The sequence below is a fragment of the Moraxella sp. 179-F 1C4 NHS genome (assembly GCF_045370505.1).
Classification (GTDB): domain Bacteria; phylum Pseudomonadota; class Gammaproteobacteria; order Pseudomonadales; family Moraxellaceae; genus Faucicola; species Faucicola tetraodonis.
The window spans coordinates 60451-87237 of sequence record NZ_JBIQEC010000002.1 but is presented as its reverse complement, the minus strand read 5'-3'; the positions used below and the strand labels follow the sequence as shown (position 1 = coordinate 87237).

At 45.9% G+C, this 26787-nt stretch carries 23 protein-coding genes and 2 tRNA genes; 10 read left to right on the top strand and 15 right to left on the bottom strand.

From position 1 onward, the window contains the following. Positions 1–10: 10 nt before the first annotated feature. The 6 genes from era to ACH0AB_RS01400 form a co-directional block, all read right to left on the bottom strand. A complete protein-coding gene (gene era, locus ACH0AB_RS01425) occupies positions 11–1060 on the bottom strand; it encodes a GTPase Era (RefSeq protein ID WP_286171041.1) in 1050 nt (349 codons plus the stop codon). A 115-nt stretch (positions 1061–1175) separates the two neighbouring features. Continuing rightward, entirely contained in the window at positions 1176–1961 is a 786-nt protein-coding gene (rnc, locus tag ACH0AB_RS01420) for a ribonuclease III (protein ID WP_284035066.1), read from the bottom strand. A gap of 87 nt (positions 1962–2048) precedes the next feature. Beyond that, complete coding sequence (locus ACH0AB_RS01415) at positions 2049–2441, bottom strand: DUF4845 domain-containing protein (RefSeq protein ID WP_219299580.1); 393 nt, start codon at positions 2439–2441, stop codon at positions 2049–2051. 107 nt (positions 2442–2548) lie between these two features. After that, positions 2549–3454 carry a signal peptidase I gene (gene lepB / locus ACH0AB_RS01410; protein WP_406876876.1) on the bottom strand — a complete coding sequence of 302 codons (906 nt, stop codon included), beginning with the start codon at positions 3452–3454 and terminating at the stop codon, positions 2549–2551. Between the two features lie 8 nt (positions 3455–3462). Next, positions 3463–5268: a translation elongation factor 4 gene (gene lepA, locus ACH0AB_RS01405; protein ID WP_076774812.1), complete on the bottom strand. Its 1806-nt coding sequence runs from the start codon at positions 5266–5268 to the stop codon at positions 3463–3465. Positions 5269–5457: 189 nt separating this feature from the next. Further along, positions 5458–5799 (bottom strand): zinc ribbon domain-containing protein YjdM, encoded by a 342-nt coding sequence (locus ACH0AB_RS01400; protein ID WP_406876875.1) that lies wholly within the window; start codon positions 5797–5799, stop codon positions 5458–5460. Positions 5800–6076: 277 nt separating this feature from the next. Here ACH0AB_RS01400 and ygfZ point away from each other — a divergent pair, with 277 nt between their 5' ends. Continuing rightward, positions 6077–6805 carry a CAF17-like 4Fe-4S cluster assembly/insertion protein YgfZ gene (gene ygfZ / locus ACH0AB_RS01395; RefSeq protein ID WP_406876874.1) on the top strand — a complete coding sequence of 243 codons (729 nt, stop codon included), beginning with the start codon at positions 6077–6079 and terminating at the stop codon, positions 6803–6805. 153 nt (positions 6806–6958) lie between these two features. Here the strand turns inward: ygfZ and ACH0AB_RS01390 are convergent, their stop codons facing one another. Further along, positions 6959–8287: a BaiN/RdsA family NAD(P)/FAD-dependent oxidoreductase gene (locus ACH0AB_RS01390; protein ID WP_406876873.1), complete on the bottom strand. Its 1329-nt coding sequence runs from the start codon at positions 8285–8287 to the stop codon at positions 6959–6961. Positions 8288–8667: 380 nt separating this feature from the next. Here ACH0AB_RS01390 and acs point away from each other — a divergent pair, with 380 nt between their 5' ends. From acs to ACH0AB_RS01370, 4 genes are all read left to right on the top strand, one after another. Next, positions 8668–10617 carry an acetate--CoA ligase gene (gene acs, locus ACH0AB_RS01385; RefSeq protein ID WP_406876872.1) on the top strand — a complete coding sequence of 650 codons (1950 nt, stop codon included), beginning with the start codon at positions 8668–8670 and terminating at the stop codon, positions 10615–10617. Between the two features lie 269 nt (positions 10618–10886). Further along, positions 10887–11996, top strand: a complete 1110-nt coding sequence (locus ACH0AB_RS01380) for an S-(hydroxymethyl)glutathione dehydrogenase/class III alcohol dehydrogenase (protein WP_406876940.1) — start codon at positions 10887–10889, stop codon at positions 11994–11996. A 42-nt stretch (positions 11997–12038) separates the two neighbouring features. Then, entirely contained in the window at positions 12039–12914 is an 876-nt protein-coding gene (fghA, locus tag ACH0AB_RS01375; protein WP_406876871.1) for an S-formylglutathione hydrolase, read from the top strand. A gap of 153 nt (positions 12915–13067) precedes the next feature. Further along, on the top strand, positions 13068–14855 hold the full coding sequence (locus ACH0AB_RS01370) for an FMN-binding glutamate synthase family protein (protein WP_406876870.1): 1788 nt from the start codon (positions 13068–13070) through the stop codon (positions 14853–14855). Positions 14856–14911: 56 nt separating this feature from the next. Here ACH0AB_RS01370 and glmS read toward each other — a convergent pair whose 3' ends face one another. From glmS to ACH0AB_RS01330, 8 genes are all read right to left on the bottom strand, one after another. Continuing rightward, complete coding sequence (gene glmS, locus ACH0AB_RS01365) at positions 14912–16750, bottom strand: glutamine--fructose-6-phosphate transaminase (isomerizing) (protein ID WP_406876869.1); 1839 nt, start codon at positions 16748–16750, stop codon at positions 14912–14914. Positions 16751–16932: 182 nt separating this feature from the next. Continuing rightward, positions 16933–18291, bottom strand: a complete 1359-nt coding sequence (gene glmU, locus ACH0AB_RS01360) for a bifunctional UDP-N-acetylglucosamine diphosphorylase/glucosamine-1-phosphate N-acetyltransferase GlmU (RefSeq protein ID WP_406876868.1) — start codon at positions 18289–18291, stop codon at positions 16933–16935. A 46-nt stretch (positions 18292–18337) separates the two neighbouring features. Beyond that, the gene (locus tag ACH0AB_RS01355; RefSeq protein WP_062333543.1) at positions 18338–18916 is read right to left on the bottom strand and encodes a phosphatidylglycerophosphatase A family protein; all 579 of its coding nucleotides are present in this window, start codon (positions 18914–18916) and stop codon (positions 18338–18340) included. 14 nt (positions 18917–18930) lie between these two features. Further along, positions 18931–19896 (bottom strand): thiamine-phosphate kinase, encoded by a 966-nt coding sequence (gene thiL, locus ACH0AB_RS01350; protein ID WP_406876867.1) that lies wholly within the window; start codon positions 19894–19896, stop codon positions 18931–18933. Between the two features lie 54 nt (positions 19897–19950). Then, a complete protein-coding gene (nusB, locus tag ACH0AB_RS01345; RefSeq protein WP_406876866.1) occupies positions 19951–20511 on the bottom strand; it encodes a transcription antitermination factor NusB in 561 nt (186 codons plus the stop codon). A gap of 9 nt (positions 20512–20520) precedes the next feature. After that, entirely contained in the window at positions 20521–21036 is a 516-nt protein-coding gene (ribH, locus tag ACH0AB_RS01340; RefSeq protein ID WP_007115135.1) for a 6,7-dimethyl-8-ribityllumazine synthase, read from the bottom strand. A gap of 159 nt (positions 21037–21195) precedes the next feature. Further along, entirely contained in the window at positions 21196–22692 is a 1497-nt protein-coding gene (gene gltX, locus ACH0AB_RS01335) for a glutamate--tRNA ligase (protein WP_406876865.1), read from the bottom strand. A gap of 173 nt (positions 22693–22865) precedes the next feature. Then, positions 22866–23492 (bottom strand): DedA family protein, encoded by a 627-nt coding sequence (locus ACH0AB_RS01330; RefSeq protein ID WP_060994646.1) that lies wholly within the window; start codon positions 23490–23492, stop codon positions 22866–22868. 204 nt (positions 23493–23696) lie between these two features. Between ACH0AB_RS01330 and ACH0AB_RS01325 the strand changes: the two genes are divergently transcribed. The 5 genes from ACH0AB_RS01325 (at position 23697) to ACH0AB_RS01305 (ending at position 26748) form a co-directional block, all read left to right on the top strand. Further along, positions 23697–23772 (top strand) — tRNA-Ala (locus tag ACH0AB_RS01325). 35 nt (positions 23773–23807) lie between these two features. After that, positions 23808–23883 (top strand) — tRNA-Glu (locus ACH0AB_RS01320). Between the two features lie 381 nt (positions 23884–24264). Next, the gene (locus ACH0AB_RS01315) at positions 24265–24984 is read left to right on the top strand and encodes a metal-dependent hydrolase (protein WP_128681523.1); all 720 of its coding nucleotides are present in this window, start codon (positions 24265–24267) and stop codon (positions 24982–24984) included. 1 nt (position 24985) lies between these two features. After that, entirely contained in the window at positions 24986–25474 is a 489-nt protein-coding gene (locus ACH0AB_RS01310; RefSeq protein ID WP_159676771.1) for a YchJ family protein, read from the top strand. 131 nt (positions 25475–25605) lie between these two features. Then, complete coding sequence (locus ACH0AB_RS01305) at positions 25606–26748, top strand: aminotransferase class V-fold PLP-dependent enzyme (protein ID WP_406876863.1); 1143 nt, start codon at positions 25606–25608, stop codon at positions 26746–26748. Positions 26749–26787: the final 39 nt, after the last annotated feature.

The following is a 26787-nucleotide window of genomic DNA, read 5'->3' as shown; positions in this document are numbered from 1 at the left end:
AGCCTATCGCCTAGTAGCCCAAACTCGTTAGCGCACGCTCATCATCTGACCAGCCTTTTTTGACTTTGACCCACAGCGTTAGCATCACTTTTTTATCAAACATTTTTTCCATATCTTGGCGCGCTTCGATGCCGATTTGTTTGATTTTTTCGCCTTTATCACCGATGACAATCACTTTTTGACCTTGACGCTCGACAAAAATCGTGGCATCGATAAAGGTCACGGCTTTACGCCATTTGCCTGTTTTTGGGTCTTGATGCGCGGGCTCATCCTTGAAGGTATCAATTTGTACCGTTAAATCATAAGGAATCTCATCGCCTGATGCCCGCATCACTTTTTCACGAATGATTTCACTGGCTAAAAAGCGCTCCGAACGGTCAGTGACCTGCTCTGCATCATAGATTGGCGCTGCAATCGGTAAATGCTTACCGATGACTCGTACTAGCTCATCTAAGTTATGCGCACGTAATGCAGATACGGGCACGATATCGCTAAATACTTGGGTGTCATGCAGTTTTTGTAGTAGCGCGAACAGCTGAGCTTCGTCCTTAATGGTGTCGCTTTTATTCACCACTGCAATCACAGGGACACCCAAATTTTGCACTTTAGCAAACACCAGCTCATCATCTTCCACCCATTTTAGGCTATCAATCACAAATAATACCGCATCAACGTCTGCTAAAGCCGAGGTTGCGGCTTTATTCATACGCTCGTTGATGGCGCGCACTTCGCGGCTATGAATACCTGGGGTATCAACAAAAATCGCTTGTAGTTGCTCGTTGGTCAAAATTCCCATAATGCGATGGCGGGTAGTTTGAGGTTTTCGCGAGGTAATCGACAATTTTTGACCCAACACATGATTCATTAACGTTGATTTACCCACGTTTGGACGTCCGACAATGGCTACATACCCCGTGCGAAAATCCACCGCACGCGCGGGCGCTGAATCACTTTGCCCACTGAAAAATTGACTGATAACATCCTGGTTGTTGTCCGCTGATGGATTGTCGACAGCTGGGTCAGTGGTTGTTTGTTGGGTAGCGTCTGTTTGATTAGACATAAAGTGGGATCTCAACATTGGTTTAAAGGGTACAAATTATTGTAGAAGAGTTTTGAGCAAATTTCAGTAAGCATTTCATCAAATTTGGGTGTTGACAGTATAGCAGGTTGGCAAATTAGCGCAGCGGAGGTAGCAAATCACTGATTTTAGTCAGCATGGCTTCGGCACAGCGCTGCTCAGCAATACGGCGACTTTCCCCTTGTGCTGTGACTGACGCTTGGGTTGGCGCTATGGGTTTGGCGGTTTTATTGTCAAAAATAATTTCGACTTGGCAGCTGACCACAAAAATTTGATTGGGTGCATTGCCAATGGTTTCGGTCACTTCATAGCGTGGGAGCGCAAGTTGGTGTGCTTGCAACAGCTCTTGTAAACGGCTTTTGGCATCTTTTAGCACTTTTTGTTCTTTCACTTTTTCGAACAAATCTTCAAACCATGTCAGTACACAAGCTTTAACCGTATCAAAATTTTGACTATCAAGATAAATAGCGCCAATCAAGGCTTCAACGCTATCTGCCAAGATTGAGGCGCGCTGACGACCACCGCCTTTACGCTCGCCCACCCCTAAAATCAAATAATCTGACAAATTGAGCTGCTTTGCAATAATCACCAAGGTTTCTTCGCGCACAAGCGACGCACGTAAGCGACTGAGCCGACCTTCATTATAGTCGGGATAGCGCAAAAATAAGGCTTCTGCGATGATCACACCGAGCAATGCATCTCCCAAGAACTCTAATCGCTCATAATTGTGTTCGCTATCAAATGAGCGATGCATGAGTGCCATAATGGGTAAATTTACATTATCAAACTGATAACCCATTTGATAAAACAGTGCGGTTAATTGACGCACTTGTGGCGGTAGTTTTTTGAGATTAAAGGTGGGGATAGTGATTGGTAAATTCATCTGCTTCAAATTGTTAGAAAACGTATTAGCCATTTAAATCATCACATGGCTATCACTTACTTAAGATTGGGGCTACAAGCTCAGTAACTATTGCTTGGCGACTTTGGCATCTTCTGCGCTAATAGTATCTTCAAAGCGATTGACGATATCGACGTTACCAAAAAAGTTGTTTGCTTCATCGTATTTTAGTTTCACTGACATCGCACCTGGCGTATTATCCACCACTTCCACGACGTCCTCTGCCTTTTGGCTGAGACCGTTGATATGCCATTGAGAATTGACGTTACCTAAAAAATCTTTGACACTTTCTTTATTGTCATTGGACTTTTTGAGTTCAAAAGCCAACGATTTTTTGAGTTGGTAGTGACCGACTTGGGCAGGGATAATAGCTAAACCGAGTTTGGCACACACGACGATGAGTACAATCATAATCACGATACCCGTGACGCTGGCGCCGCGCTGATGACTTGGTAGGTTCATGCCGTATTCTCCTGTTATCATCGCTCAAGATAGGTTAATGTAAGCTTTAGTTAATTTAATATTCTCAACAACAAGGGCTTTGATATCCAATTTTTTAAAGTAAGCGGTTAGTGTATTGCGCCATTGCGATTAAAAGTGGGTAAACTTAATCCACTGGCTTTGTGCGTCCACACATACACGGCTTTACCCGCTAGGTTCTCATCAGGTACAAACCCCCAAAAACGACCATCAGCACTGCGATCACGGTTATCGCCCATCACAAAATAGTGTCCTTTAGGCACTGTTAGTTGCCATTGTTGACCTTGGCTTGCCATCAATTGAGGTGAGGCTTGCTGCAAAAAGCTGGCATATTGAAACCAATTTTTGTCACCCAAATAGCGCACCAAATGTTGATGATTATTGCTGGGTGATTCTTGCACGTATTTGGCAGACAATTCTTCTTGATTGCCCAGTTGCGCTGCTTGCTCAGCTGTCACAAGCTCACCCGTTTCGGTTTTCCCTGGCGGATATAGCTGCGCTGTCATCTTAGGGTCTGGGGTAAAGTCGGCAGGCGTGGTTGCAATCGCTTTGCCATTGACGCTTAACTGCCCGTTATTAAAGCTCACCGTATCACCACCCACGCCAATCACCCGCTTGATATAATATTGCTTTGGATTTAATGGAAATCGAAACACAACGACATCACCATGCTGTGGCGCGCCTAAATCAAGCACCTTGGTATTGACCAGTGGCAAACGGATACCATACGCGTATTTGTTGACCGCAATAAAGTCACCCGTATATAAGGTGGGCACCATTGACGATGATGGAATATTAAACGGCTCAATCAAAAACGAGCGCACCACCAAGACGATGGCTAAAATCGGAAAAAAATCATACGCCCATCGCACCGGCGCAGTCGATTTCTCCAATCCTTTGCTTTGCTTTTGCTTTAGTACCAATTTATCCAGTAGCCAAATAGCGCCCAAAATCAAGGTCGCAGGGACAAGAATCAAATTAAAATCAAAATCCATACTTGCCTCTACGACTGATTATCCACTTTTAATACGGCTAAGAACGCTTCTTGTGGAATCTCAACCCGTCCCACTTGCTTCATGCGTTTTTTACCTTCTTTTTGCTTTGACAGTAGTTTTTTCTTACGTGAGACGTCACCGCCATAACATTTGGCAAGTACGTCTTTACGCATGGCTTTGACGGTACTACGGGCAATGATTTGGCTACCAATCGCCGCTTGAATTGCCACGTCAAACATTTGACGCGGAATCAATTCTTTCATTTTTTCAACCAACTGATTACCGCGATAGCGCGCTTGCTCAGCATGGCAAATCATCGCCAGTGCATCAACTTTTTCGCCATTAATCAGCACATCTACCCGCACCAGTTTATCTGTTTCAAAGCGCTCAAAACCGTAATCAAGTGACGCAAAGCCACGTGACACCGATTTTAGACGGTCAAAAAAGTCCATAACCACTTCACCCATCGGAATATCAAAGGTCAACTGCACTTGCTGTCCCATAAACTTCATATCAACTTGGATACCACGACGTTCGATACATAATGTCATCACGTTACCCAAATAATCGGGTGGCACCAGAATGTGACAGCGCGCAATCGGCTCACGAAACTCATCAATCAGACCAGGGTCAGGCATTTTTGATGGGTTATCGATTTGGATAATCTCACCACTGCGTTTTTTGATTTCGTAGATAACGGTCGGTGCCGTGGTAATCAAATCTAAATCGTATTCACGCTCAAGACGTTCTTGGATGATTTCCATATGGAGCATCCCCAAGAAACCACAGCGAAAACCAAACCCAAGTGCATCAGAGGTATCAGGCTCAAAAAACAACGCAGCGTCATTGACTTGCAGTTTTTGTAGCGCTTCACGAAACGCCTCAAAATCACTCGAATCAACAGGGAACATACCGGCATAGACTTGCGGCTTGACCTTTTTAAACCCTGGTATGCTATCTACATCTGGGGTTTTGGCAAGGGTAATAGTATCGCCCACAGGCGCGCCGCCAATGTCTTTGATACCGGCAATCACAAAACCCACTTCGCCGGCTTCTAAGATATTGGTCTCAAACGATTTTGGGGTAAATACCCCAATCGATGTCACAATATGCGTGCCTTTGGTGGATTTGATATGGATTTTATCGTCTTTTTTGAGCGTGCCTTGACGCACACGTACCAGTGACACAACCCCAAGATAATTGTCAAACCATGAGTCAATAATTAACGCTTGCAAAGGGGCATCACGGTCGCCTTCAGGCGCGGGAATACGCTCAACAATCGCTTGTAGCAAATCATCCACCCCCACCCCTGTCTTGGCAGACACGCGCGGTGCATCCATCGCTTCAATCCCGATAATGTCTTCGATTTCTTGAATCACGCGTTCAGGATCCACTTGCGGTAGGTCAATCTTGTTGAGTACCGGTAATACTTCAAGCCCCTGCTCAATCGCGGTATAACAGTTGGCAACCGACTGCGCTTCTACGCCTTGCGCGGCATCGACCACCAATAAAGCGCCTTCACAAGCTGCCAGTGAGCGCGATACTTCATACGAAAAATCGACGTGCCCTGGGGTATCAATAAAGTTAAATTGGTATTTGTCACCGTTTGGGTGGTTATAATACAGCGTGACAGATTGGGCTTTAATGGTAATACCGCGCTCGCGCTCAATATCCATCGAGTCAAGGACTTGCGCCTGCATTTCACGTGCTTGTAGACCACCACACATTTGGATAATGCGGTCGGCAAGCGTGGATTTACCGTGGTCAATGTGGGCAATAATAGAAAAATTACGAATATGAGATAAGGCGGTCACAATTACCTACTAACAAAAAAGTATATGATTAAATTTGTAGAAAAATAGCCTTATTGTAACGTATTTTTCTACAATCACCTACTGAATTTATTGTGATAGCTTTTGGGAGGTCATAAAAAAAGATAAGCTTTGGGTGTCAATATCTGTTGCAAACCCACAGCCCCAAACAAAGCCCAAACCATCCCAAAACTAGGCTTTTTTGACGACGGTGGATTTGAGTTTCATCGCGCCAAAACCGTCAATTTTACAATCAATATCATGATCATCGGGCGCATCATGGAGCAGGCGAATGGATTTGACTTTGGTGCCAACTTTAATGGGGGTGCTTGCGCCTTTGACTTTTAAGTCTTTAATAACCGTCACACTATCCCCATCTTGTAGCACATTGCCAACCGCGTCTTTGATGACTTGTTCGCTGGCTGCTTCGGTTTCGCCCGCCTGCCATGCCTGCTGCTCTGCTTCAAAGCCACACATCGGGCAAATCAGTAAATCGCCATCTTGGTATGTATAATTTTCTTTACACTTGGGCATGGGGGGCAGGCAGGTAAACTCATAGCACACGCTCAATTATCTTAAAAAAAATTTAACAGTCGTTAAGTGATGTATTGTACGCGATAAGTCGCCCCAATAATAGTAATCAGCCAGCACAGACAAATCCTCTGACAAATAACCTAGTAACAGTAGTTAGTCAAGCAGGACTTAAACCAGCATTTAGTCAAGCATAACCTAGTAAAGCATGATTGCAGTCCGAGCCCAATTGTGCAAAACTTTGATGATAATTTTTTTAGCAAATAAAAAGAGAGCCACCATGACAGATTTCGTCGTCTTTGATATAACCGGTGCCGATGCCCAAAAATTCTTGCAAGGACAATTAACCTGCAACGTCACCAAACTCAGCGACCAATACCAAGCGACCGCGATTAGTAATCTCAAAGGGCGTGTTACGTTGGGTATTTGGATTAGAAAAATAGCGGATGACGCTTACCAAATCGTCATCAGCCAAGACTGTGCCGATGAGTTTGCCAACCATATCAAAAAATATGCGGCGTTCTCAAAACTCACCCTATCAGCGCCACGTGATATTTTTGCGGTTGTTGACAATGGGATACCTAGTTTTAGCGAATCAGAGAATGGCACGGACACCGATGTTGACCGCAAAGCATGGCAAAAAGCGAGTATTGCTACAGGCAATTACTGGATTGTCAAAGCCACCGCAGGCTTGTGGCAACCCCAAGAGTTACGTCTACACCAACAAGGCGGCGTTGACTACGATAAAGGCTGTTATTTAGGTCAAGAAATCATTGCACGGTTATATTTTAAGGCCAGCCCAAAAGCTTGGCTCCACCGAGTCGCAGGTACCGGTGATATACCTAACGTAGGTGAAAAAATTGGCAACGTGGATGTGGTCAATAGCATTGCTACTGAGACAGGTTTTGAAGCCTTGGTGGTGGCACGTCCCGATGATATTGCCGCCAGTAACCTGACCATTCTTGAGTTACCTCAAGCACTGCAACAACCGATTGCGCGCCAACACTAAACACCCACCAAACTTGATTAAAATAAATGCGTTAAAATAAAAAAGGCATTTCACTGATGCCTTTTTTAACCATTTTTTTAGGTTTATCAATACTTAACCCACTTCAAACCTAAACCATTTTATAGCTAAACCTCTTTCATTTTATATTTATAGCTAAACCAATTCGCCAGCCACAAACCCACTTGCCCAAGCCCATTGGAAATTGTAGCCACCTAGCCAACCCGTAACATCGAGCACCTCGCCGATAAAATACAAATTCGGTTGTAACTGACTTTGCATGGTTTTTGAGGAGACTTTATCGGTGGCAACGCCGCCGCGTGTGACTTCAGCTGTACGATAGCCTTCAGTGCCTGATGGCGTCAAACGCCAAGCATTGAGCTGCTCACCAAGCTGCGCTAACTTCTCGTCTTTGATATTGGCAAGCTCAGTCTCAGCCATGTCTTGCCACAATAAATTTTGCAAAGTAGCCATCACTTTTTTAGGTAGCGCCGCCGCGCCTATCTGGTCATTTAACACGGTTCTAATCAGCTGTTTTGGATGCTGTTTTTTTTGCTCGGCTAAAAATGCTGCCATATCAAGGTTTGGGAATAAATTGATAAAAATCGGCTCGCCCACGTGCCAATAATTCGATAGCTGTAACATCGCAGGCCCGGATAAACCGCGATGGGTAAATAGCACGGGCAACCTAAAACTGATGCGCTCATTAAACGCAATGACCTCAAAACTGACCCCCGATAACGATTTAATCGCATCGCCAATTTTATCGGTAAAGGTAAAGGGTACTAGTCCTGCCGATGTTGGCACAATGGTATGCCCAAATTGCTGCGCTACTTGGTAACCAAATCCTGTCGCACCCATGGTCGGAATTGACAGCCCGCCTGTGGCGACTACCAAGGATTGACAAGTTAAGGTTTGCTCGCTATTTTTTTGATGCGCTGGTTGATTGGCTTGTTGATTGACCGTTAAAACAAACCCCGTATTGTCGGGTAACGCTTGGATTTGCTGGATGGTGGTTTTTAGTTGAATAGTCACTTGGTTGGCACGGCACTCAGTCAGTAGCATTTGCAAAATATCATTGGCAGAGGTATCACAAAACAGTTGCCCGTGCTCACGCTCATGATAGGGAATCTGATACTGGCTAACCATGCCAATAAAATCCCAATTTAGATACCGTGACAATGCTGATTTGCAAAAGTGCGGATTGCTACTTAAATAATGCTTGGGCTCAATTTCATAGTTGGTAAAATTACAGCGCCCACCGCCACTCATAAGGATTTTCTTGCCCGCTTTATTGGCATGATCTACCACTAGTACCCGCCGTCCGCGCTTGCCCGCTGTCAATGCACAAAAGAGCCCTGATGCCCCTGCCCCGATGATGATGACATCATACGCAAACGTGGACGGTGCGTTTGTTGACCCAGTGTGATTTCGAACCGTGTCAATCTTTGGTGAAGTATTTGATGAAGTATGTTGTTGCTGCATGATGACCGCTATTTATCAAGTAAAAGACCAAATGAGAATCCGCTTACAATAAAGATATTTGTCCAAGATCGGAAAAAATATCCTTAAAAATATCCTGAGTAACATTGCAAAATTTGTGATTTTTTGCCAAACTAAGGAAAAGGCACTCTAGAATCAAGGATTAGATTGTATTGCATTTTCATAGTGAGCAGACGTTTATTGACGGCGCGTTTCATCGCTCTGTTGATAGCCCGTGTTACTGTCAGCTTGTCAATGTTAGCTTATCAACGTGAAAATGTTGTTTTTGAAGTTAAGCCCGCTACCTATTTGAGCCGTTTGTCAGTCCGTAGCCATTTAAACTATTACCCAACCAACCTACGAGTCATAACAAGGAATGTTTTATGAAGAGCTACCCTCATAGCGCTGAATTTGCCGCTAAAGCCAACACCACTCCCGAAAAATACGCCGAGACCTATCAAGAATCTGTCGAAAATAACGAAGCGTTTTGGGCAAAACGCGCTGAATTGATTGATTGGATAAAAAAACCCACCAAAATCAAAAACGTCAATTATGACCTAAACAATTTTAGCATTAAATGGTTTGAAGATGGTGAGCTTAATCTATCGGTCAACTGCCTTGACCGTCATGTCGCTGAAAACCCTTACAAACCTGCGATTATTTGGGAAGGCGATCACCCATCACTTCACAAAATCATCTCATACAAAGAGCTACATTCAGAAGTATGCCGCCTTGGTAGCGCACTGCGTCGTAAAGGCGTCAAAAAAGGCGACCGCGTCACCATTTATTTACCGATGATTCCTGAAGCGGCGGTTGCGATGCTGGCTTGTGCGCGGATTGGCGCGGTTCACTCATTGGTATTTGGCGGGTTTTCAGCAGACAGTCTAGCCAGCCGTATCATCGATAGCCAATCAAAAATTGTCATCACCGCTGATGAATCTGTGCGTGGTGGTAAACATACACCGCTTAAACAAAATGTGGATCGTGCGCTAGACCAGGACGGTACCGAATGTGTTGAAAAGGTCATTGTGGTGTACCGTACCGGTGAATCCATCCCAATGAGCGGACGCCGCGATATTTGGTATCACAACTTAATCGACAATGCCTCTGAAGACTGTCCACCAGAGCCAATGAATGCCGAAGACCCGCTGTTTTTGCTTTACACTTCAGGCTCAACTGGCAAGCCTAAAGGCGTGGTACACACCACCGGTGGTTATTTGACCTATGCGCTATCCACCTTCCGTGACGTGTTTGATATCAAAGACAATGACGTATTTTGGTGTACCGCGGATGTGGGCTGGGTTACTGGTCACACCTATGTGGTATATGGACCGCTTGCCAATGGTACAACAACCGTGATGTTTGAAGGGGTGCCACAGTACCCAGATTGGGCGCGTATCGGTCATATCGTTGATAAGCATGACGTTACCATCCTATATACTGCGCCAACCGCCATTCGCGCGATGATGAAAGAAGGCGATGATTACGTCCGTAAATCAAACCGTTCTAGCTTACGTCTATTGGGCTCGGTGGGTGAACCTATCAATCCTGAAGCCTGGAACTGGTACTATAACGTGGTGGGCGAAGGACGTTGTCCGATTGTCGATACTTGGTGGCAAACTGAAACCGGGGGTATTTTGATGACGCCAATCCCCAATACGGTTGATCTCAAACCTGGCTCTGCGATGAATCCGCTGTATGGCGTCATGCCAGCGATTGTCGATGCCGAAGGTGCTGAATTAACGGGTGCTGCCGAAGGCAACTTAATCATCAAAGACAGTTGGCCAGGTCAAATGCGTACCATTTGGGGAGACCATAAACGCTTCTTAGAAACTTACTTTAGCACCTATCCAGGCGCTTACTTCACAGGTGATGGTGCTCTGCGCGATGAAGACGGTCATTATTGGATCACAGGTCGTGTGGATGATGTCTTAAACGTCTCTGGTCACCGCCTAGGGACAGCAGAGATTGAAAGTGCGTTAGTATCGCATCCTTCCGTCGCTGAAGCAGCTATTGTGGGTATGCCGCATGAGCTTAAAGGTCAAGGCGTTGCTGCTTACGTCATCTTAAAATCAGGCGAAGAGCCAAGCGAGATGCTCAAAGGTGAAATCAACCGTCATGTCCGTGGTGAGATTGGTCCAATCGCCAACTTAGACTCGCTCTACCTGGTCGAAGCCTTACCAAAAACGCGCTCCGGTAAAATCATGCGCCGTATCCTGCGTAAACTTGCCGCGCATGAATTTGAAGGTTTGGGTGATACTTCAACCTTGGCAGAACCAGAGGTGGTTGATAACCTCATCAATGTGGTTAAAGCGGATAAACAACCTGCTTAATCGCTGCCCAGATTTAAAAAAACGTCTGTAGTTACAGGCGTTTTTTCATGGTTTTTCAATTGTTAAATATTTTTAAAAATCCAATTCAAATTTTTAATTTTAATGATGATTTAATTAAACCCAATTGCTTACAATTTTAAGCTTAATCATGCGATAATTGGTTATGTCATAATGCCGACCAAAGGCATTTTTAATAAAACCAATATAACAAGGATAAACCGATGACTGATATGACTGCGGCCACAGCGCCATTAGATTTTAGCAAACCCATCAAATCGCGTGCTGCGGTAGCTTTCGCTGCGGGAGAACCATTACAAATCGTCGAAATCGACGTTGAACCACCGCGTAAAGGTGAAGTACTCGTCAAAATTACCCATACGGGCGTTTGCCACACAGACGCATTCACCTTAAGTGGCGATGACCCTGAGGGGGTTTTTCCAGCGGTTTTGGGTCATGAAGGCGCAGGTATTGTGATGGCAGTCGGTGAAGGGGTAACCAGTGTACAACCTGGTGATCACGTCATTCCGCTATATACGGCTGAATGTGGTGAATGTCTATTTTGTAAAAGTGACAAAACCAACCTATGCATCGCGGTGCGTGCTACCCAAGGTAAAGGGGTGATGCCTGATGGTACTACCCGTTTTAGCTATCAAGGTCAGCCAATTTATCACTATATGGGCTGTTCAACATTTAGTGAATATACTGTCGTTGCTGAGGTGTCGCTTGCCAAAATCAATCCTGAAGCTAATCCTGAGCAGGTCTGTCTATTAGGTTGCGGCGTGACCACAGGACTAGGTGCGGTAAAAAACACCGCTAAAGTACAAGAAGGCGATAGCGTCGCGGTGTTTGGGCTTGGTGGTATTGGGCTTGCTGTTATTCAAGGTGCCAAACTTGCCAAAGCAGGCCGTATTATTGCGGTTGACACCAATCCCGACAAATTTGAGTTAGCCCGTGAGTTTGGCGCGACTGATTTTGTTAATCCAAAAGATTATGACCAACCCATTCAACAAGTGATTGTTGAGATGACAGGTTGGGGTGTGGATCACAGTTTTGAATGTATCGGTAACGTCAATGTCATGCGCTCGGCACTTGAATGCGCGCATCGTGGCTGGGGTCAAAGCGTGATTATTGGTGTCGCAGCTGCAGGTCAAGAGATTTCCACTCGTCCGTTCCAACTGGTGACAGGTCGCCGCTGGTTAGGCTCTGCATTCGGTGGGGTGAAAGGTCGCTCACAACTGCCAGGTATGGTGGAGCAAGCCATGCACGGCGATATCCAACTGGCACCTTTTGTCACCCATACTATGGGCCTTGAAGATGTCAATACCGCATTTGATTTGATGCATAAAGGTGAGTCCATTCGTTCAGTGGTGCATTACTAAATCATTACCGAACTTAGCATTAAAAAGAATGGGAAATTCACCATGAAAAAAGTTGAATCGCATAAATTGCACGGTGGTGACCTACAAGTGTGGCAGCATACCAGTGCGACCACACACACGGAGATGAAATTTGCCATCTATTTGCCACCCAAAGCTATCGCCCATGAAGCCACTGACACCACAGCTCAAAAATGTGCGGTGCTGTATTGGCTATCAGGACTGACTTGTACTGAGCAAAACTTTATTCAAAAATCTGGGTTTGCTGGGTATGCCAGTCGTCACAACGTGATTGTGGTGGCACCCGATACCAGTCCTAGGGGTGTCGATATAAGCGGTAACGATGTGCCTGATGACAGCGCTTATGACTTGGGGCAAGGAGCAGGCTTTTATGTCAATGCCACCCAAGCGCCTTGGGCAACGCATTTTCAGATGTATGATTATATCGTCGATGAATTGCCTAACCTAATCGAACAGCACTTCCTTGCCAGTGACCAGCGCAGTATTTTTGGTCATAGTATGGGTGGACATGGGGCGCTGATGATTGCCCTACGCAATCCCCAGCGCTATGCTAGCGTATCGGCTTTTTCCCCCATCGTCGCACCGTCACAAGTGCCTTGGGGACAAAAAGCCTTTAGCGCTTATTTAGGCGATGACCAAAGCACCTGGGCAAACTACGATAGCTTAGCGTGGATGAAGCAGTCGGCGCATGGTAAAAAATTACCGCTATTGATTGACCAAGGTAGCGGGGATGAGTTTTTGGCTGAGCAGCTCAAACCTGAGCTCTTTGCGCAAGCTGCCAAAGATGCTAATTATCCGATGACGCTACGTATGCAGGACGGTTATGACCATAGCTACTATTTTATCAGTAGTTTTATCGCTGACCATTTTGCTCACCACGCCGCTGCCCTTCAAGCTTAATCACACAATTTTAATCACACAATCACTTGTCACACCACATTGCTGACAAGTGATTGACCATTTTGCCATCGCATTACCCCTCCGACATTTAAAATAACAACAAATTTGCGATGATCATTTTGTCTGCGATCCTATCTGATAAGGAAGATTGTCATGGTTGACAAGCGCACTGATATCACGGTAACTCCTACCCATAAAGAGCCCTATTTGCAAGGCGTTGTGTTTCGCTACAGCGTGTTTGCCATTGCCTTTGCTATCCTTGCCCTGGGGATTGTGCTACTCAAATGGTGGCTGATAGTGATTGGTCTGGTAGGCTTTGTGGTGGGCATTTATGATTTGATGCAAGTACACCATGCCGTCTTGCGTAACTACCCAATTTCGGGACATATTCGTTATCTATTGGAGGAGTTCCGACCTGAACTGCGCCAGTATCTGATTGAAGATGACCAAGCCGCCGTGCCGTTTTCGCGCCAGCAACGTGCGCTTGCCTATCAACGTGCCAAAAACGTCAGTGATACCAATGCCTTTGGTACGTTAGAAAATCTATACCAGTCTGGCAAAGAATGGTTTTTACAATCCACCCTTAGCTATCCCCTCAAAGAAACCAATTTTCGTATTCTGGTGGGCGGTGAACGATGTCTACAGCCCTACTCGATGTCAGTGTTTAATATCTCTGCCATGAGTTTTGGCAGCCTGTCAGCCGCGGCAATCGAAGCGCTCAATCAGGGTGCAAAACTCGGTGGATTTGCTCATGATACCGGTGAAGGTGCGATTAGTCCGTACCATAAAAAACATGGCGGCGATTTGATTTGGGAGCTGGGTACCGGGTATTTTGGATGCCGTAATCACGATGGCACGTTTAGCGCCGAAAAATTCGCTGAACGCTCACGCATTGAGCAAGTCAAAATGATTGAAATCAAGCTGTCGCAAGGGGCGAAACCTGGTAAAGGCGGAGTATTGCCCAAGGAAAAAATCACCCCCGAAATTGCCGAAACCCGTGATGTGCCGATGGATGCAGACTGCGTTTCCCCAGCGAGCCACTCAGCCTTTACTACCCCGCGTGAGATGGTGCAGTTCTGGCAACAACTGCGTGAATTATCAGGGGGCAAGCCGGTTGGTTTTAAGCTGTGTGTCGGGCAGCCTTGGCAGTTTATGGCGATTGTCAAAGCCATGATTGAAACAGATAATTACCCTGATTTTATCGTGGTTGATGGTGCAGAAGGTGGCACGGGGGCTGCGCCTGTTGAGTTTATGGATAATGTTGGCATGCCGCTACTCGATGGTTTTTTGCTTGTGCACAATACGCTGGTGGGTGCGGGGGTGCGTGACAAAATCAAAATCGGTGTCAGTGGTAAAATCATCTCTGCCTTTGATATCGCTCGCATGCTAGCGCTGGGTGCAGATTGGTGTAACTCCGCGCGTGGCTTTATGTTTGCGGTGGGCTGTATCCAATCACGTGCCTGCCACACCAACAAATGCCCAACTGGGGTTGCCACCCAAGACCCCTATCGTCAGCGGGCATTACATATTCCTGACAAGGCACAGCGGGTCTATAATTTTCATAAAAATACGCTTAAATCATTGGCAGCGATTGTCGGTGCAGTGGGTTTACACCACCCAAAAGATTTACAAGCGTATCATATTGCCAGACGCCTGGAAAATGGGCAGATTAAGCTATTATCCAAGTTTTATTATTTTACGGAACCTGGCGTTTTACTGAATCTGTCGGCGCGCTCAGATGTTTTTAACCAAATGTGGGTCATGGCAAATCCTGATAGCTTTTTGGCAAATAACGAGGCGTTAATTGCTTACAATCACGATGTGCGTCACACCCATGACCACAACGAAAAGCGCTTTAATGAAGGCAATTACCCTGAGCGTATCGACAGCTTCGATGAAACCGCAAATAGCTATTATACCTACGATGATGACCCTTCTTAATACTTTGTCCACAAAAAAACCGCTAATGATTAGCGGTTTTTTTGTGTCAGCTTAGCTTATTCGACCGTGACGCTCTTGGCCAAATTACGGGGTTTATCAACATCTGTACCTTTGGCAAGCGCAACATGGTAAGACAACAACTGTACGGGAATGGTGTGTACAATGGGCGATAACACGCCAATATGACGTGGGGTACGAATCACGTGTACGCCTTCACTATCGGAAAAATCACTGTCAAGATCGGTAAATACAAATAACTCACCGCCACGCGCCGATACTTCTTGCATATTGGCTTTGACTTTATCAAGTAGGGTGTCATTTGGCGCTATCACCACCACAGGCATGTTTTCATCAACCAATGCCAGTGGACCGTGTTTCAACTCGCCAGCGGGATAGGCTTCTGCATGGATATAGGTGATTTCTTTGAGCTTTAATGCGCCTTCTAATGCAATCGGGTAATGAATACCACGTCCCAAAAACAGCGCGCTTGGCTTATCAGCAAATTTGCTTGACCAGCTGCTAATCTGTGGCTCAAGATTGAGCGCATATTGAATATCATTGGGCAAGCTGCGCAGCGCATTGGTGTATTCGACCAGTTTAGTCTCATCCACATAGCCACGCACACGACCGAGTGTCACCGCCAAACCAAATAAAGCCACTAACTGGGTAGTAAAGGCTTTGGTTGAGGCGACCCCAATCTCCGCACCGGCTCGGGTGTAGACTACTAGCTCACTGGCGCGAGGCAAGGCGGATTCCATCACGTTACAGATGGATAGACTATGTTTATGACCGATGGATTGTGCGTATTTTAGCGCCTCCATGGTATCTAGCGTTTCCCCTGATTGCGAGATGGTGATAATCAATTGTTTTGGATTGGCAATTACCTCACGATAACGGTATTCGCTAGCGATTTCGACATCGGTGGCAATTTTGGCAATACTTTCCAACCAATATTTGGCGGTCGAGGCAGCATAATACGACGTGCCACAGGCAAGAATCTTAATACTGTCGATATCATTGAAAACGGCTTCAGCATTTTCACCAAAATTTTCGGCGATAAACCCGGCATCCAAAAATATTTCGGCAGTATCTGACACTGCTTTTGGCTGCTCATAGATTTCTTTTTGCATAAAGTGGCTATAAGCCCCTAGTTCAAGAGACGCTAAGGACACTTGCGACGTGGTGGCTTTGCGGGTCGCTGGATTGCCTTGTTTGTCAATCATTTGTGCCACGCCATCTGCGGTTAACTGGGCAATATCACCATCTTCCAGATACATGATTTGACGGGTAAAGGCGACAACTGCTGAGACATCCGATGCGATAAAGGTTTCATGCTCACCTAAGCCGATGAGTAATGGACAGCCCATACGCGCCACCACCATGTTTTGTGGCATATCGTTGGCAATCACCGCAATCGCATACGCACCATGAAATTGCTGGGTCGCCGCTTTTACTGCATTGAATAAATCACCGCCGTTTTGTACGTAGTGCTGGTGCACTGCATGGGCGATGACCTCAGTGTCGGTTTGTGACTCAAAACGATAGCCATTTTGCTGAAGGCGAGCGCGCTCGGCTTCAAAATTTTCGATGATGCCGTTATGTACTACCGAAATCAAATCCCCCGAGATATGCGGATGCGCGTTTGGCTCAGTGACGCCGCCGTGGGTCGCCCAGCGAGTGTGACCGATGCCGGTGTGACCGTAGACGCCACGCTCTTTGGCAGCGGCTTCCATCAAGGCAACACGCCCCACTCGGCGCACGCGTTTGAGTCCTTCATTGGTTTGCACCGCAATACCCGATGAATCATAACCCCGATATTCTAGGCGTTTTAAGCCATCGGTTAAAAAATCTACCACATTGTCTTGCGCACGAATGGCGCCAACGATACCGCACATAACTGTTCCTTAGTATCCAGTTTTTGGTGTGAGCAATCAAATTTGACTGCTGTGAAAAACAATCCCCCCGTTTACACAGTCGTTAGATTGTTTTATTGTTGCTTAACCAAACGGCTTTATCGTATAAAGCAAGTTTATGGTATTAAGCAAGAATTTGTTAAATTTAGGCAAAAATTCAAATATCAAGATTTTTTTTCAGGACGTTGCCAACCTTCAATCGTGACTTGTTTACCACGGGCGATAGACAGTTTTTCGGCAGGGCAGGCTTTACTGATTGCACTACCAGCGCCAATGGTGGCACGGTCACCAATGGTTACAGGGGCAATTAGCACCGCATTTGAGCCAATTCTGACCTCGTCACCGATTTCGGTTTTAAACTTATTGACGCCATCATAATTGGCAGTGATGGTGCCCGCGCCGATATTGGTCTTTTGTCCAATGGTGGCGTCGCCCAAATACGCCAAATGATTGGCTTTAGCGCCGCTTGCCATTTGGGTGTTTTTAAGCTCCACAAAGTTACCGATATGCACCTCTTTGTCAGTGACCGCATTGGGGCGCAGACGGGCAAATGGACCGATTTGGTTGTCTGCGCCTACTACCGCATTGTCAAATAGACTGTAAGGTTGCACCACAGTGCCACTGGCGATTTTGCTGTTTTTGATGATACAACCTGCGCCGATTTTGACGTTATCACCTAGCTCACAGTCACCTTCAATGATGACATTAATATCAATTTGCACGTCTCTACCAACTTTGAGCGAACCGCGTAAATCAAAACGGCTTGGGTCAATCAAATGTACCCCTTGTTGCATCAGCGCTTGGGCTTGATGCGTTTGCCAAGTACGCTCTAGATTTGCCAACTGCAGACGGTCATTCACGCCTTCGATTTCAAACTGATGGGTCGGTGATACGGTGGCGATTTCGATGCCATCGTCCACCGCCATTTTGACGATATCGGTCAGGTAATATTCGCCTTGGGCATTGTTATTGGTCAAGTTATTGAGATATTGATGCAAAATATCATTGGCGACACAGTACACACCGCTATTGATTTCAGTGATTTTTCTTTGCTCATCGTTGGCATCTTTTTCTTCGACAATGGCGATTACTTGGTTGTTGTCACGCACAATACGACCCAAACCAAACGGGTTGGCTAAGTTTAGGGTCAGCATGGCAAAACGGCTGTCTGTATTTGCCAATTTCTCTAAGGTATCGACGCCAATAAGTGGCACATCCCCTGATAAAATCAAGCTTTTCCCATCCATAGGCAACACCGGCAAAGTCATTTGCACCGCGTGACCCGTGCCCAATTGCTCAGCTTGCTCGACCCAGTCAATTTGTTCATCGGCAAAGGCATCTTTGACTTGCTGACCTTCAAAACCATAGATAATGATATTCTTTTGGCTACCCAATTGTTTGGCAGTGGCGAGTACGTGATGTAGCAAAGGCTTGCCTGCCAGCGGTTGTAGGACTTTTGGCTTGCTCGATTTCATGCGAGTGCCTTTGCCCGCTGCCATGATGATGGTGGTTAAGTTGGTCATGGGAATTCCTTATTCTTTTTTAAACTAATTTTAATGATACAACAGGTTAAACATAAGTAACGAGCACACTCACAAAGACTATTAGCACAACCCCTGCCATCAGCCCCGCCAAAATGTCATCAATCAAAATACCAAAACCGCCGCTCACATTTTTATCCACCCATTTAATCGGAAAGGGTTTTAAAATATCAAAAAAACGAAACGCGACAAATGCAGCAAAGTATAGTAGCAGTAAACTTAACTGATGACCTTGCAATAAAGCATCATCGTAAAAATGCAGCCATAAAATTGGCAAGAGTGACACCCACATGCCGACCCATTCATCCCATACGATATGTGGGTCATCGTGTACACCCATCAAATCAGACGTTTTACCGCAGATATAACTACCGACTAGAGCGCCCACTACCGTAACCGCCAAAAACCCCCAAAACCCCAGCCATAACATCGGAATGGCAACCACCAGTCCGCCCACTGTGCCCCACGTCCCAGCAGCGCGCTTTGGCAATCCTGAGCCTAAGCCGATACCGAGCCAATAAATCAGTTTTTCCCAAACGCTCGCGGTTGGCGGACAAGGCGGGCAAACATTGGCTTTACGGACGTCGGGTTTATGCAGTTGAGTCATAGGGCGTTCTTTGGCTAAAAATGCTGATAGCCAGTGATTGAAAATTCAATTGGTTGGTTATTATAAGTCAGCCTCAAGCCGTTTTCTGTGACAATTTTGCCAATGGCAAAAATTTTATCCGAAAACTGTTGATTAAATTTGACAAAATTTTGCTCACTCATAGTAAAGCACAGCTGATAATCATCGCCACCATTGAGCTGATGTTGCCACTTATCAGCATTTGGTAAGGCTTGTAATCGTGGATGCGTTGGAATATTGGCCAAATCAACCACCGCGCCCACCTGTGATGCGGTTAGAATATGACCCAAATCCTGCCCTAGCCCGTCTGAAATATCAATCATGCTATGGGCGAACCCACGTAATTTTTGTCCGAGCTCAACTTGCGGAACAGGTAAATCGAGTGTCGGCTGTAAAGCGATTGGTTGTAAAGCGATATCGTGCTGCTCAGATTTTTCAGCGTTTAAAATCTGCTGTAAGGCAAAACTTGCTGAGCCAATTTCACCGCTCACACAGATGATATCACCGACTTTTGCGCCCCCTCTGGTAATAGCTTGCCCAGTTGGCACAAACCCCAGTGCAGTGACAGAGATGGTTAAGGTGTTTGATTGGGTGGTATCGCCACCGATAAGCTCGACATCAAATCGGTTGCAAATGTCCGCGATACCTTGGGCGAATGGTTTGAGCCAGTCATCCTGTGCAAGCTTAGCGGGCAAGCTAATACCCAGCAATATCGCATAGGGCGTCGCCCCCATCGCTGCCAAATCGGATAAATTGACCGCGACCGATTTATAGCCGATGGCATAAGCGGATGTTGATAGGGGAAAATGTCGACCTGCAACCAGTGTGTCAATACAGCTCACCAGTTCGCAATCACTTGGCATACTGCTTATCGCGCAATCATCCCCAATACCCACTTGGGTCAAAGGATTGTTGCGTGTACAGTGTTGAAAATGTTGATAAATCAAAGAAAATTCGGACATCTTAGCCATCCGTATCGAGCATAAAAGGGCGTATTGGCTACGCCCTTTACGGTATTATTTTTCTTCTTCGGTGGTCGCTTGCAATGGCGGCTGCGGCGCATCCTCTGTTTTGGCTTTTTTGGCATCTGCCTCTACTTCAGGCATCCGCGCGTCTTTGGCAATTTTATCCATCACCACATGAATCATTTTATAGCCATCTGATGAGCCAAAATGGGTATTGAGCTGAATCGCTTCATCAATCACTACTTTGTAAGGCACTTCTAAGTGCTGCTTCATCTCATACGCACCGACAAGCAGTACCGCTTGCTCAACTTTATCTAAACGTGTCCAAGGGCGATCAAGTAGGCTGTCGATATAGGCGATTAAGTCATCGCTTTGCTCAATGATTTTGCTCAGTAGCTCGTGATAATAGCCCAAATGCACCGTGTGCATGGCATTCTCACTGCGGGTATGGGCTTCGATTTCGTGCGATGGGTTACCTGTCAACAGCCATTCATATAACCCTTGCACCACAAAACGGCGTGCTTTACGAATCGCGGTCAGGCTGGTTTTATAATTGACGGCGTTGTCTTGACTCGCCTGCTGTGGTGTGGTTTGGGTTGAATTATCAGTCATATCGCTACCTTATTCACCAGCCATTTGTGCGTCAATTTGACCCAACACGTTAATCATCTCAAGCGCGACCATGGCTGCTTCTGAGCCTTTGTTACCTGCTTTGGTGCCAGAGCGCTCAATGGCTTGTTCGATGCTGTCTGTGGTCAAAATTGCATTAATGACAGGCACGTCATAATCCAACCCAATCGCGCCTAAGCCTTTGGCAGATTCACCAGCGACAAAATCAAAGTGCGGCGTGCTACCACGAATCACCGCGCCTAAACCGATGATAGCGTCAAATTTATCAGTTTGTGCCATACGGGCAACCGCCAGTGGAATTTCCCAAGCACCCGGTACACGCACGACAGTAATATTGCTACCTGCGATACCATGACGCAGTAAGGTATCAATCGCGCCGCTGACCAAACTTTCTACCACAAAGCTGTTAAAACGTCCTACCACCATACCGATTTTGGCGTGGGCATTGGTGTGTAGTTCACCGCTGATATGCTGTACTTGGGCGAGTTCGTTTTGAAGATTTGCCATGATGATTACCTTTAAATTGTAAAAATTAGAATCTGAATTTTGCTAGGTATGATACCATTTTTGTTAGGTTTATTCATGTTATTTAGCATGAACCTAGGTTACTCTTGTTAAAATAAAAAACCCGCCACAGCGACGGACTTTTATACAAAATAATTAAGCTTATTGGGTCAAAAAGCTTGGTAATGCTTTATGACGTTTTTCCAATTCTTTCGCTTTTTTCTTGCTGACACCGCCCAACACCTCAATGGCATGACGCAGGCGCTGCAATGTCATATCTGCCCCAATCAAATACATTGAATTCATCACAGGCGTGCTTGACTTGCTACCTGCGATGGCAATAAAAAATGGCGACATAAAATCACGCAACTTAATGCCCATCTCGCCTGCCAAACCAGACAATACCGCTTGGATATTCTCCTCCGTCCATACAGGCAGGGTTTCTAACTGCCATTGCGCAAGTTGTAGAATCTCCACGGTTTGCTCAGTGGATAACACTTTATGCTCAAAGTCCACCTCACTAATCGTTGGCAAGTTTTGGAAATAAAAGCCCGACCAATTCACCGCATCCGACAACAAGTTAATGCGTGGCTGAATGGCTTTGGCAATCGCGGTGAGTTTTTCACTGTCATTTGCCCAATCGAGGATTTTGGTTTTTAAGGCTTCGGGTGACAGTGAGCGCAACCATTCGCCATTGAGCCAAGTGAGTTTTTCCACGTCAAAAATCGGACCGCCAAGCGACACCCGTTTGATGTCAAAACTGGCAATCATGTCATCCAACGTGAATTTTTCGGCTTCATTTGGCATCGAATAGCCCATCCGTCCCAAATAATTAAGCAAGGCTTCTGGCAATACACCTGCATCACGGTAATAAGTGATAGACGTTGGGTTTTTGCGTTTGGATAGTTTGGATTTGTCGGGGTTTCTAAGCAGTGGCATATGACAGAGTACGGGCATATCCCAACCAAAATATTTATACAACAGTTGATGTTTTGGGGCAGAGTTAATCCACTCTTCGCCACGGATGACGTGGGTAATCTGCATCAAATGGTCATCGACCACGTTTGCCAAATGGTAGGTTGGTAGACCGTCGGTTTTAAGTAGCACTTGCATATCCACTTGTGACCAAGGAATCTCGACTTCTCCACGTAGCATATCGTCAAATTTACATACACCCTCGTCTGGCACACGCATGCGAATGACAAATGGTTTGCCTGCGGCGGCGAGCTTGTCCGATTGTTCACGGGAAAGGTTCGCATAGCGACCGTCATATTTTGGGGTTTCACCCCGCGCCATTTGTTCGGCTCGCATTTGATCTAACTCTTCGGCTGTGGCAAAACAGCGGAACGCATGACCTTTGTCCAACAGTTCTTCGGCGTATTGTTTGTAGATGTCTTTGCGTTCGCTTTGGCGATACGGTGCATGTGGACCGCCGACGTCTGGACCTTCTGCCCAGTCAAGACCGACCCAGCGCAGGGCGTCCAAAATCATTTTTTCAGATTGCGCGGTGGAGCGCGTTTGGTCGGTGTCTTCAATGCGTAGGATAAAGTCGCCGCCATGCGCTTTGGCAAAGGCAAGGTTAAATAGGGCGATATAGGCGGTGCCAACGTGGGGAAAGCCTGTGGGGCTTGGGGCAATACGGGTGCGGACTTTTGACATGGATTTCTCAATTTTACAAAAATTTCAAATTAGCGGCTATTATAGCCGACTATCAAAGTTTTATAAATTGAATCCTAGCGATGATAGGTGGCTGATAAAATATAAATTTGGAAGGCAACGCTAAATGCTAGATTGACTTTGGCAGTTAGCGTTATTTTTGAAGACTCATTCGATTATTTATCCTTGCGATGGCGAATGATTTCGACAATCATTGGTACCACCGAAAACACAATAATGGCAATCATAATCCACGAAAAATGTTCTTTGACAAAGGGTAATTGACCAAAAAAATAGCCTAGCGTGGTAAAAGATACGACCCATAATACCGCGCCAACGATGTTATAGCGAGCAAACTGGGCATAATTCATGTTACCCATCCCGCCTACAAACGGCGCGAAAGTGCGTACAATGGGAATAAAACGGGCAATAATAATGGTGCGTCCGCCGTATCTTTCATAATAATCGTGGGTTTTTTGCAAATAGCTTTGCTTAAAAATCTTGGAATTGGGATTGGAAAATAACTTTTGCCCAAAGTGTTTGCCAATCTCAAAATTAACAAAATCGCCCAATACTGCCGCTACAATCAATAAACCAATCAGCACAAAGATATTCATATCGCCCACTGCGGCAATGGTGCCTGCGGCAAACAACATCGAATCCCCGGGCAAAAATGGCAACACCACCAGACCCGTCTCGCAAAACACAATGGCAAACAAAATCGCATAAATCCAATTACCATAGTTGTTGACCAGCTCTTGTAAATGATCACCGATATGCAAAATAAAATTTACCAACCACATGGGCTATCCTTATAATTTTAGACAAAATAACAAAATATAACTAATCTACAGTCGTTATATGAAGGCAACATTAAGCAGGCATCATTATAGCAAGAATGGATAAAAATTTTGTGTTTTTAGGCAAAAATCATCTTGACAGCAAAATCAGTTTTCAATAAAATACGCGCACTCTTAGGCAAAGCAGTCTAAATAATTCCCAAAAATGGGGCTATAGCTCAGTTGGTAGAGCACTTGCATGGCATGCAAGGGGTCAGCGGTTCGACTCCGCTTAGCTCCACCACTATTAAGTCTGCTTAGAGCACCTCGTGCGATTGCGTCCCCATCGTCTAGAGGCCTAGGACATCGCCCTTTCACGGCGGTAACCGGGGTTCGAATCCCCGTGGGGACGCCACTTATTTTAAAAAAGCCATTGTCTGACGGACGATGGCTTTTTTTTGCTGTCTGTTTGTTGTAGGCTTTTGTGGTATGTAGTGTTGCCTTGCCACATCCTAGGTTAAATAGGTTGCATAGCTTACAATGTTTTGCTTTTCTCCATGCCGCATGCTCCACCCCACAAAATCAATTTTCCTTGCGCTCAGTTGACGCTTTGTCATCAAAATTAGCATATAATTGAGCGCGCAATTGCGTATGGGATAAATAATTTTTTGGCTATCTGCTTTTAGCTACTTGATTCTAGCTACTTGATTTAAGCCACTAAATTTTACTACTCGGGATTTTACCACTTGAGTTTTGACTCGCTGATTTTAAGCTATTGGGAAACTGGGCGAAGACTATGGCAAATTTTAACACCCACATAAGCGTGGCTTTTGTCGCAAGTGGCGTCACTGGCTTGGTGATTTATAAAGCAGGGATGCTGACCGCGCCTGAATATTTGATGTGTGTGGTGGCTGGTACCATTGGTGGCTTGCTGCCCGATATTGATTTGGACCACTCGGTACCCGCGACCGTAGGATTTAATGTCGTATCGCTGTTGAGCGCATTTTTTATTGTTATCTTGTGTGTCGGGCAGTTTTCGTTGGTTGCATTGGCAGGATTGTGGTTAGCATCTTATTTGCTGATGCGCTACGGTGTGTTTAATTTATATAGCAAATTGACGGTTCACCGCGGTATCGTGCACTCGATTCCCTATCTGGGGATTATGGCGATGACCCTCGTGTACGCTAGCTTTTATGGGTTTAAGCAAGGCGCTGTTATCAGTTGGTTTTTGGGGCTGTTTTTGATGTTTGGCGCCATTGTTCATTTGCTATTAGATGAGATGTTTAGCGTCAACCTGTTAGGGCTGAGTGTCAAAAAATCTTTTGGTACCGCGTTTAAAGTGTTTAAATTCGATCAAGTAGGCTGGTATTTGGGTTTATATGCCGTGTTGGCTGCCCTGATTGTGTTTGCCCCGCCATTTAAATTATTTTGGCAGACGCTACAAGACCCGATTAGTTGGCTTATTTTAAAGAAAAATATCTTGCCTACCGCCATCAACCTACCGAACATTCATTAACATGAGACATACGTCACCTTGCCCGTGTGGCTCTACACTGTCTTATGCTGATTGCTGTGCGCCCCTGCATATGGGGCAAAAATTCGCCGATACCGCAGCACAGCTAATGCGCGCTCGGTACGCAGCATTTGTGCTTCAACATGTCGAATATATCGTTGCCACCACCGCGCCTTTTCAGCAGCCGCTGCTCGACACTCAAGCGATTAGCGACTGGGCGCAGCAGACTGATTGGGCAGGACTTGAAGTCATCAACCATCTAGCAAAACTTGGCAAACGCCACGCTCAAGTGGAATTTAACGCATTCTTTCACTCAATCACTGGCAAGGATGCGCATCATGAACTTTCTACCTTCGTCAATATCCCCAGCGGTCGCATAAACCGTTGGTATTTTCTAGACCCAACAGTCACCATGCAAGTTACCCAAAAGCAGCCTTGCCCCTGTGGTAGTGGTGAGAAATACAAACGCTGCTGCGGACAGTTTTTGCATTAATCGCTGCGCCATTGATAACAAAAACTTTAACAACCGCTCTACAATTTTTTTGTTTTTTAAAAGGGCTTTTTTGCTAGACTAATTTTATTTGCGATTTTGCGATAAAGACAACGATATTAAAGGAGAGTCCCATGCCAGCCCTACGCCAAGATATTGATCCAGACGGTTTATTAGAATACTCCGTGGTCTACACCGACCGCTCGCTCAATCACATGTCCAAAAAATTCCAAACCGTGATGAATGATTTGTCTACAAGTTTAAAAAATGTGTACAACGCCGATGCGGTGGCAATCGTACCCGGTACAGGGAGTTACGGTATGGAAGCGGTTGCGCGCCAGCTTGCCACTGACCAAACAGTGCTCATCATCCGCAACGGCTTTTTTAGTTTTCGCTGGACGCAAATCCTTGAGAAAGGTCGTATCACGGATGACGTGACCGTCCTGACCGCACACATCGGTGACAACAGCGATTCAATTGGGCAACAACAGCAGTTTGAGCCAGTGGCAATCGAAACGGCTGTCGCTGAGATTCAATCCAAAAAACCCGCGGTGGTATTTGCCCCGCATGTCGAAACCGCGGCAGGCTTGATGCTGCCTGATGACTACATCAAACAACTTGCCGATGCGGTGCATAGTGTCGGTGGTTTACTGGTCATTGACTGTATCGCGTCAGGCTGTGCATGGCTTGATATGAAAGCGTTGGGCATTGACGTACTCATCTCTGCGCCACAAAAAGGCTGGTCAAGCACGCCATGTGCGGGGCTAGTGATGATGAATGAACAAGCGGTTGCCAAAGTGGAAGCCACCGAATCAACCAGTTTTGGGCTGGATCTCAAACAGTGGCTCACTATCATGCGCGCTTATGAAAATGGCGGTCATGCGTATCATGCGACAATGCCAACCGATGGGCTGACCAAATTCCGCGATACCGTCAAAGAAGCCGAAGCGATTGGACTTGATAAACTCAAAAGTGCCCAATTTGAATTGGGTCAAAAAGTGCTCTCTGTCCTCAATCAACATAATATTATCAGCGTCGCAGCAGCAGGCTACCAAGCGCCCGGTGTGATTGTGGTCTATACTGAGCGTGATGATATGCACAAAGGTGCAGCATTTGCAGCCCAAGGCTTACAAATTGCAGGCGGCGTCCCACTGAAAGTTGGCGAACCTGACAGCTTTAAAACATTCCGTTTGGGGCTATTTGGGTTAGATAAATTAACAGATGTCGACGGTACAGTCAGCCGTTTTAAGCAAGCGCTTGAGAAAGTATTAGCCTAATTATCAGCGTACGTGTTAGTGCATTTATTAGCATAACCA